The 8046-nt window shown below is 70.2% G+C and carries 9 protein-coding genes and 1 pseudogene; 6 read left to right on the forward strand and 4 right to left on the reverse strand.

Annotated features, from left to right (window positions below; genetic code table 11):
- Nucleotides 1-23 precede the first annotated feature (23 nt).
- On the reverse strand, nucleotides 24-440 hold the full coding sequence (locus ACIBH3_RS26180; RefSeq protein WP_396314525.1) for a MerR family transcriptional regulator: 417 nt from the start codon (nucleotides 438-440) through the stop codon (nucleotides 24-26).
- 416 nt (nucleotides 441-856) lie between these two features.
- On the opposite strand from ACIBH3_RS26180, the gene ACIBH3_RS26185 reads away from it, so the two are divergent.
- Complete coding sequence (locus ACIBH3_RS26185) at nucleotides 857-2356, forward strand: SulP family inorganic anion transporter (RefSeq protein ID WP_396314526.1); 1500 nt, start codon at nucleotides 857-859, stop codon at nucleotides 2354-2356.
- Between the two features lie 118 nt (nucleotides 2357-2474).
- On the opposite strand, the gene ACIBH3_RS26190 is transcribed toward ACIBH3_RS26185, so the two are convergent.
- The 3 genes from ACIBH3_RS26190 to ACIBH3_RS26200 form a co-directional block, all read right to left on the reverse strand.
- Nucleotides 2475-3236 carry a hypothetical protein gene (locus tag ACIBH3_RS26190; protein ID WP_396314527.1) on the reverse strand — a complete coding sequence of 254 codons (762 nt, stop codon included), beginning with the start codon at nucleotides 3234-3236 and terminating at the stop codon, nucleotides 2475-2477.
- Between the two features lie 245 nt (nucleotides 3237-3481).
- Nucleotides 3482-3691, reverse strand: coding sequence for a hypothetical protein (locus tag ACIBH3_RS26195; RefSeq protein ID WP_396314528.1), 210 nt, complete (start codon nucleotides 3689-3691; stop codon nucleotides 3482-3484).
- Between the two features lie 372 nt (nucleotides 3692-4063).
- Nucleotides 4064-4285, reverse strand: coding sequence for a hypothetical protein (locus ACIBH3_RS26200; RefSeq protein ID WP_145788214.1), 222 nt, complete (start codon nucleotides 4283-4285; stop codon nucleotides 4064-4066).
- 707 nt (nucleotides 4286-4992) lie between these two features.
- Here ACIBH3_RS26200 and ACIBH3_RS26205 point away from each other — a divergent pair.
- From ACIBH3_RS26205 to ACIBH3_RS26225, 5 genes and pseudogenes are all read left to right on the forward strand, one after another.
- Entirely contained in the window at nucleotides 4993-5283 is a 291-nt protein-coding gene (locus ACIBH3_RS26205) for a transposase (protein WP_396314529.1), read from the forward strand.
- On the forward strand, nucleotides 5280-6167 hold the full coding sequence (locus ACIBH3_RS26210) for an IS3 family transposase (RefSeq protein ID WP_396314530.1): 888 nt from the start codon (nucleotides 5280-5282) through the stop codon (nucleotides 6165-6167). Before ACIBH3_RS26205 ends, ACIBH3_RS26210 begins: the two co-directional genes overlap by 4 nt.
- 105 nt (nucleotides 6168-6272) lie before the next feature.
- Nucleotides 6273-6356: pseudogene (locus tag ACIBH3_RS26215) on the forward strand (transposase); the annotation flags it as partial.
- Between the two features lie 129 nt (nucleotides 6357-6485).
- Entirely contained in the window at nucleotides 6486-7103 is a 618-nt protein-coding gene (locus tag ACIBH3_RS26220; RefSeq protein ID WP_396314531.1) for a hypothetical protein, read from the forward strand.
- 215 nt (nucleotides 7104-7318) lie between these two features.
- The gene (locus ACIBH3_RS26225; protein ID WP_396314532.1) at nucleotides 7319-7963 is read left to right on the forward strand and encodes a transcriptional regulator; all 645 of its coding nucleotides are present in this window, start codon (nucleotides 7319-7321) and stop codon (nucleotides 7961-7963) included.
- The last annotated feature ends 83 nt before the right edge of the window (nucleotides 7964-8046 follow it).

Genomic DNA, 8046 nt, shown 5'->3' on the forward strand with positions numbered 1-8046 from the left:
AACGGGGAGCGGGGCTCAGCGGTTCACATGTGGGCGGGAGGATTGCCGGCGGCCTGGAGCCGGCCGCGCAGGGTGGCGGCGAAGTCCTCGGCGCGCGACAGCTGGACGCGCAGGTCGGCGATGCGGTCCTGGGCGGCCTGCTCGTAGCCGCGCACCCGCTCCAGCAGCTTCTCCCGCTCCCGGGTCTCGGCGGGTGCGTCGGTGTCCAGGCGGTCGGTGGCCTCCAGCAGGTCGCGCATCTGGTCGAGGGTGAAGCCCAGCGGCTTCATCCGGCGGATGACCATCAGGCGGGCGACGTCGGCCTCGGTGTAGAGCCGGAAGCCGCCCTGGGAGCGGGCGGAGGGTACGACGAGGCCGGCCTCCTCGTAGTGGCGGATGGTTCGCAGGGACAGTTCGGTGCGGGTGGCGACCTCGCCGATCTGCATGTGCTCGGATTCCACGCCCGTTGCCCTCGGTCCTTCTCGTCCACACGTTCCCCCGGGCCAGTCCGGCCCCAAACATCCCTACTCTAACGTTAGGGTAGGGTTCAGGGAGTGCGGGAACGGCATGCGCGTGCCCTTCCCCGAGCTGCGGTCTGCCACTCGCGGCGCCCCGCCCGTCGGGGCCGATGGCGCCCCCGCGAAGCCCCCTTCAACAGGAGACAGCGTGCGCATGCCCCAGGTGCCCGCTCCGCCGCCTGTCCCCCGTGACACACCCCGTCTCGTGAGCTGATCGGCCGCCTTCGGGCCGGCCTCGCTCCGCCCTCAGTCTTGCGCCCGCCACCCCGGGCGATCCGCGGGATGCCGCCGTGGCCTTCCGCGTCCCCGTCCCCGCGCGCACCGCCGGTCGCGCCCGAGCACGACAGGTTCCCACCGTCTTGCAGTCTTCCTCGCTCGCCTCCGCCTTGCGCCTGCGCGGCTCCCGTCCCGCCTGGCTGTCGCCGAAGGTCTTCCGCGCCGAGGTGCTGGCCGGCCTGGTGGTCGCGCTCGCGTTGATTCCCGAGGCGATCTCGTTCTCGGTCATCGCCGGTGTCGACCCGAAGATCGGGCTGTTCGCGTCCTTCACGATGGCCGTGACCATCGCGATCGTCGGCGGGCGCCCCGCGATGATCTCCGCCGCCACCGGCGCCGTCGCCCTGGTCATCGGCCCGCTGAACCGCCAGTACGGCCTGGGCTACCTCGTCGCCTGCGTCATCCTCGCGGGGGTCTTCCAGATCGTCTTGGGAGCGGTCGGCGTCGCCAAGTTGATGCGGTTCGTGCCGCGCTCGGTGATGGTGGGCTTCGTCAACGCCCTGGCGATCCTGGTCTTCATGGCGCAGATCCCGAACCTGGTGGACGTGCCGTGGGCGGTCTACCCGCTGGTCGCCGGCGGTCTCGCTCTGACGGTGTTCTTCCCGAAGGTCACCAGCGTGATCCCGGCGCCGCTGGTGTCCGTCGTGATCCTGACCGTCATGACGGTGGGCGCCGGCATCGCCGTGCCGACGGTGGGAGACAAGGGCAAGCTGCCGTCGTCTTTGCCGGTGCCGGGCCTGCCGGACGTGCCGCTCACCCTGCACACCCTGACGATCATCGCCCCGTATGCGCTCGCGATGGCTCTGGTGGGCCTGATGGAGTCGCTGATGACCGCCAAGCTCGTCGACGACATCACCGAGACCCGCTCCAACAAGACCCGCGAGTCCATCGGCCAGGGCATCGCCAACATCGTCACCGGCTTGTTCGGCGGCATGGGCGGTTGCGCGGTGATCGGCCAGACCATGATCAACGTGAAGACGTCCGGCGCCCGCACCCGCCTGTCCACCTTCCTGGCGGGCGCGTTCCTGATGGTGCTGTGTATCGTCTTCGGCCCGGTCGTCTCCGATATCCCGATGGCCGCACTGGTCGCCGTGATGGTCCTGGTCTCCGTCGGCGCGTTCGACTGGCACTCCATCGCCCCCAAGACGTTGAAGCGGATGCCCGTCGGCGAGACCACCGTCATGGTGATCACAGTCGCCGTCGTCGTCGCGACCAGCAACCTCGCCATCGGCGTCGTCGTCGGCTCCATCACCGCGATGGTCATCTTCGCCAAGCGCGTCGCCCACCTGGTCAACGTCACCGCGGTCACCGACCCCGACGGCACCACCGTCGTCTACTCCGTCACCGGCGCCCTGTTCTTCGCCTCAAGCAACGACCTCGTCGGCCAGTTCGAGTACGCCACCGACCCCGCCAGTGTCGTCATCGACCTCACCGACGCTCACATCTGGGACGCCTCCTCCGTCGCCGCCCTCGACGCCGTCACCACCAAGTACGAACAGCGCGGCAAGACGGTGGAGATCATCGGCCTCAACCAGCACAGCGCCAGGATCCACGAAACCCTCAGCGGCGAGCTCACCAGCCACTGACACCAGCACCCGCCTGTGGGCCGCCCCGACCATCGGAAGCGGCCCACAGGGGTACCCGGCAGCGTGTCGGCCCTGGCCGACGACCATCCTGCGCGAAGCGGCCAAGAGCCCTGAAATGTCAACATGCTGACTTGACAGGGAAGGACAGGGCTGGGCCGCCTCGCGGCCCGGCCCGGTGCGCTGTCGGCGCGCAGCCTCGATGGCGCAGTCCTGCTTCAGCAGAGCGGCTACCGTCTGTGCTTCGGCGCCCTCGTATGGTCCGCCGGCCTCGGTCGTGCAGCACTCGGATCTCACGATCATCATGGAGCCGGACTTCAGGGCACCCTCCAGGCGCTGCATGGCGGTCGGCTCCCGGGTGTACTTCGGCTGGAAAGGCGTCCAGGCGGTGCGCTTCGCGCGTGCCGACGTCGACCGGCACCTTCGTGCCGAGGACCGGCTCGACCAGGTCGTCGTCCCACACCGGCGCCCCCGCGTCGTCCAGGTGCAGGCGCAGCCCGCAGGTCCCGTACTCCCAGACGATGTCGACGACGGAGCCGAGCGGCTCGCGCAGGTGGATGCCGGCCTGCTGGTCCTGGTCGAGGAGCCAGGCTCTGGCGGCGGACTTCACGTACAGGTCGTCGGGCGAGACGTCCCGGGCCCGGCGGCCGCACACGTGCAGGCCGGTCGGGTCGGGGAAGTGCGAGAAGTGGCACACCCGGTCGGTGTAGAGCGTCGTCGTCGGCTGGGAGCCGAAGCCGCCGAGCAGGAGCCCGCACCAGAACGTGTCCTCGGCGTGGTGCCGGCGGAAGGCGTCCAGCTCGATCGCTTCCAGCGGAAGGATCAGCGGATCGTCCGACTCCGCGCTGCCCAGCACCGCCGTCTGAAATAGGCCGCCTGTCACCCGGCAACGAGACCCCCAACCCGGCTCCCACCTACGGACGTTCCATCGTGCTACACACTGGTGGTGTACTGCCCAACAGCGGGAAAGGGCTCGTGGCCAGGGGAGGCAGATGCCCGCCGATACGCTGATGGCCGGGTCGACAACACGCGCACACGCGATCTGTGCTTCGCCATCTCGTCCTCCGGCGGGGTGCCCTCCTCGACCGTAGGGCCGGGGTTCGCGAGCTGCTCGGCGAGCTGTGTGGTTCACACGCCTGGCTTGTCCCAATCCACACGCGCCACCGCATGCGGCGGGAAGGACACCCGCCCCCCGCCAGCGCGTTCGACATGCACCCACCCGTGCTCGTCGATACGGACACTGCCCTTCACCGACTGCTCGGCCGTGACGCCGGGATTGACGTGGTCCGCCGCATGGACCAGATGCACTGTTGCGGGGTCCGCCTGAAGATCTGCCATCACCCGATTGTCAGAGCCAGACCATGAGACCGCCACCCGGGGCGCGGTAGGCGATGGCGCCGAGCGCTTGCTCAGTCCCAGGCGCACAAGCGTCGGTTATGGCCAATCTGCTCTCGCGTGAGGCTCCTGCACGGCCTGCCTTCCCTCCCAGACCTCCACCTCGATCTTCTTCGGGGAATGATCGCTCAGTGTCCTCGCAAAGTAGTCGCGGAGGTTGCGGGCGACATCCTGAGCACTGTCTTCACTACGGAACGGGTAGGGCACAGGATTGCCATCCTGGCCACTCCTGCGGCCGTGCTGATCAGTCACGTACAGAAGCCACGTGTATTCCGGCATGGAAACCTCCTTGGCGCGTCCCCCGCCAGCGGCCTGCTACTGCGGCCACCCAGCGTGCCCCTCGGGGCTTCCCTGGCCGTCCGGCTCCCAGACATCGGCAACAACACGCACGGCACGCATCGGCCCCGCATCGTCCTGGCCTTGCTTCAGAGCCCTGTCGACCAGGAAGTCGGCGTACTCCTGAGCGGAGCCATCGAAGTAGTCCGTGTACGGCAGGGCTGGCTGTGTGACCGTTTCGATGCCCTCTGCCGAGAGCATGCGCACTCTCCATCTGTATCTCGCCATGGCGGCCTCCCTCGGATCATGCCTCATCTCGACCGTACGACCATCGCGCCGAGGTGGCTCGGCGGACGCCGGCGGCCCACCACCGACACCCAGGACCCGGACGGCAGACCCGCAGCGGAAACGCCCCGGGGAGAAACGACCGCGGGACAGGGCGTCGCCCGCACCGCCGAGCAGCTTCCGGCGGCGGGCGTTGTCCCCCGGGGCGAAACAGTGCCCCTCGTAGAAACCGCCGAAGCCGCACGCACTGCGCCCCGGGGAGAAAGCCCGGCCCCGGCCGACGGTGCGGGGCTGCGCGACCTGGTCGACCGGCGCCTGGCTCGGCAGACAGCCGGCACCGCTCAGGATCCGGCCCCGGCCCGGACGGTGACCGTGCCGCGCGACCCGCGCCTGCGCGGCCTGCCTCGCAGCATGGACATTCACATCCCGCTCGATTCGGGCCTGTTCGGCTACAACTGGGCGCTGGCCGGATGGAGCGTCCAGCGGGAGGTCCTCCTGGTTCTCGGCGAGGGCTACCAGGTCGGCTGAGTCGAGCGTGGCCTCGACGGAGGCGACGGTTGGGTTGCGGTGTACGAGGGCTACTTCCTCGGCGACCCGGTGAAGTTCCACCCTGCGCTCAGACACCTGGACACTGGGACATGTGAGCCCGGAGGAAGCAGTGTCAGGTGGGAACGAACAGCAACATGAGTAAGCGGTACACGGCGGAGTTCAAGCGGGTCGCGGTCACTCTGGTGCGCTCGTCGCCGCACCGGAACGTCACCGAGATCGCTCGTGAGCTGGGGGTCAGCCCGGAGGGGCTGCGGGGCTGGGTCAAGCAGGACCGCACGGACCGTGGCGAGGGCCGGCCCGGGGATCTGACCAGCGCCGAGCGCGAGGAGCTCACCCGGCTCCGCCGGCAGACCGTCGAGCAGCAGAAGACGATCGAGATCCTTCGCAAGGCGGCCGCCTATTTCGCGGCCGAGACGACACGGTGATCCGCTTCCGTTTCGTTGAGGATCACCACGGCGCCTGGGGCGTCAAGCGGATCTGCCGCGTCCTGGGCATCGCCCGGTCCTCGTTCTACGACTGGCGCGCCGGCGAGCAGGCCCGCCGCGCCCGCGAGCGGGCCGAGGACCTGCTCGCCGCCGAGATCGCGGTGATCCATCTCGCGTCCAGGGGCGCCTATGGCGTCCCGCGCGTGCACGCGGAACTGCGCCGCCAGGGCCGGGCGGTCAACCGGAAGAGGGTGGAGCGGATCATGCGCGAGCGCGGGATCGCGGGTGTCACCCGCCGGCGGCGCCGCGGCCTGACCCGCCAGGCCCGCAAGCCTGTGTTCGCCCCGGACCTGATCGGGCGCGACTTCACCGCACCCCGTCCGGGGATGCGGCTGGTCGGCGACATGACCTTCCTGCCGACCGAGGAGGGCTGGCTCTACCTGGCCACATGCATCGATCTGGCCACCCGCGAGGTGGTCGGCTACGCGATGGCCGACCACCTCGCCGAACTGCCGGTGGCCGCCCTGCGGATGGCGGCCGGCCGCGGCGGCCTGGAGGCCGGCTGCATCTTTCACTCGGACCGTGGCAGCGAATACACGTCGAGTGAATTCCGCAGTGAGATAGGCAAGTTGGACATGCTGCAGTCGATGGGGAGAGTCGGCTCCTGTTACGATAACGCCGCCGCCGAGAGCTTCTTCGCCGTACTGAAGGAGGAGATCGGCACTCGGATCTGGCCGGACCGCGCCACCGCCCGCGCGGAGGTCTTCGCGTTCATCGAGACCTTCTACAACCGCAGGCGTCTACGCAGGCACCCCGAGTGGGGCTACCTCACGCCACTCGAGATCCGCCAGCGGCACCAGCAAGGTCACACCCTCGCGGCGTAGACGGAGAGTGTCCGAGCGCAGGGTGGAACTTCACCCGCCGGGATCAACCACCGGCACGGGCGGCCTACGACGGGGTCGTCGCGCTGTACGCGTCGCTGGTCGCGGGTCCGCGACGACGCGCTGGGCCGGGTGGAGTGGAGCGTCGCCGTCGACTCCACGATCAATCGGGCCCACCAGCACGCCGCCGGCTGACCCGCCCCGCCGTCCTCTACGCCGCCGCCCTGGCCGGGGCATGTGCTGAGTCTGGCTGCGGGCCGCGACACTGCCCCCGTCCGACAGTCCTCGCGCGGACGGTCGGCCCCCGCCTGCTGCCCGAGGATGTCAGTCCTGGTCGCGGGAAAACAGGCGACCGACCGCCCCGGAGCCAAGCCGCTCACCGACGAGCAGAAGAAGGAGAAGGCCCGGCTCGACCACCGCCGACTGCTGCGCCGCGCCCAGGAGGTGGAGGCCACCTCCGAGGCGTCCTGGTACGCGCCGCCGTACCGGGAGAGCGGGATCGCCGCCCGCGACTACCACCGCGCGCTGCCGGTCGTGGCCACCACCCTGCCGCTGCTGCGCGCCGGCGGGGCCGACGCCGCGATCTGGCGCCGGTTCGGCCGCCCCGGCTGGCACACCCTCGCCGACGCGCTCGACAACCCCGACGGCGACCAGCTGCTCGAAGCCGAGCGCGCCGCCGCCGAGCAGGCCCGCCAGGAGCGGGAGAGGGAGGAGCACGAGCGGCGCCGCCCGACCTGCACCCGCTGCGGGGCGAAGTTCCCGGACGAGCGGTGGGCCGAGCGCAAGCGGAACGCCTGGGACGACAGGCTCTGCGCCGACTGCCGCCAGGCCGACGCCGACCAGCAGGCCCGCCAGGCGGCCGAGCGCGAGCAGGCCACCGCCGAAGCCGCGGCCGCCCAGGCGAAGCGCGCCGGCTCCTGGTGGCGTCGCCGCTCCTGACCCGTGCTCTCCCGGCCCAGGTCCCTGACCTGCGCTGGGGAGTTTGGCCACCCCGCTGAGCTGCGCTGACGATCTCGCCAGGGACGCGATCACTCGGCGAGCCCGTGGCTGCGTGACGGCTGTCGGGTGCAGAGTGCCGAGCAGTACCTGCGCCCTGGGGCTGGACGTCCTGTCACTCCTGGACCTTTTGTCCAGTCTGGATGTAGAGTCCAGATATGGGGAAATCGAATGATCACCAGGATCCTCGTGTGCTGATGTGGGCGCCGGTGTGCCAGGCCGTCGCGCTGCTGCTCGGCCCGTATGCCGAGGTCGTCCTGCACGACCCGGACACCGACAGCGTGCTGGAGATCTGGAATCCGATGACCTCCCGTGGTCCGGGGGATCCCTCGCTGCTGGGCGAGCTGGACGCGCTCGAGCCGTCGGCCCTGGGCGTATTCGGGCCGTACGAGAAGCTGCTCACGGACGGCCGGCGCCTGTCGTCGGTCAGCGCGGTCCTTCGGGATGCACAGGGCCAGCCGTCGGCGGTGCTCTGCATCAATCTCGACCGCACGCCACTGGAACGGGCCGCATCGGTCCTGTCCGCCTTCGGCGCCCCGACGGTGCAGCGCCCCGAGCCGTTGTTCGAGGCGGACTGGTCCGAGCGCGTCCAGCACATCGTCGGCGCGTACGTGCGCGAGTGCGGCCGCCCGGTGGAGCGTCTGACCCGCAGCGACCGCCTGGCCGTCCTCGCCCGTCTGGAGGAGGCCAAGGTCTTCGCCGTACGCCGCGCCGTCCCCGTCGTCGCGGGCGTCCTGCGGATCTCCCGATCCACCCTCTACGGCCTGCAGGCCGAACTGAGAGCACCAAGCACAGAGGAGTGAACGCCATGACCCGGCTGCCCGACTTCCGCCTTGAGACGTACTTCTCCCGTTGGGAGTTCACCGCCCGCCACCATCTGACCGCC

This window comes from Kitasatospora sp. NPDC050543 (assembly GCF_044457565.1).
GTDB lineage: Bacteria > Actinomycetota > Actinomycetes > Streptomycetales > Streptomycetaceae > Kitasatospora.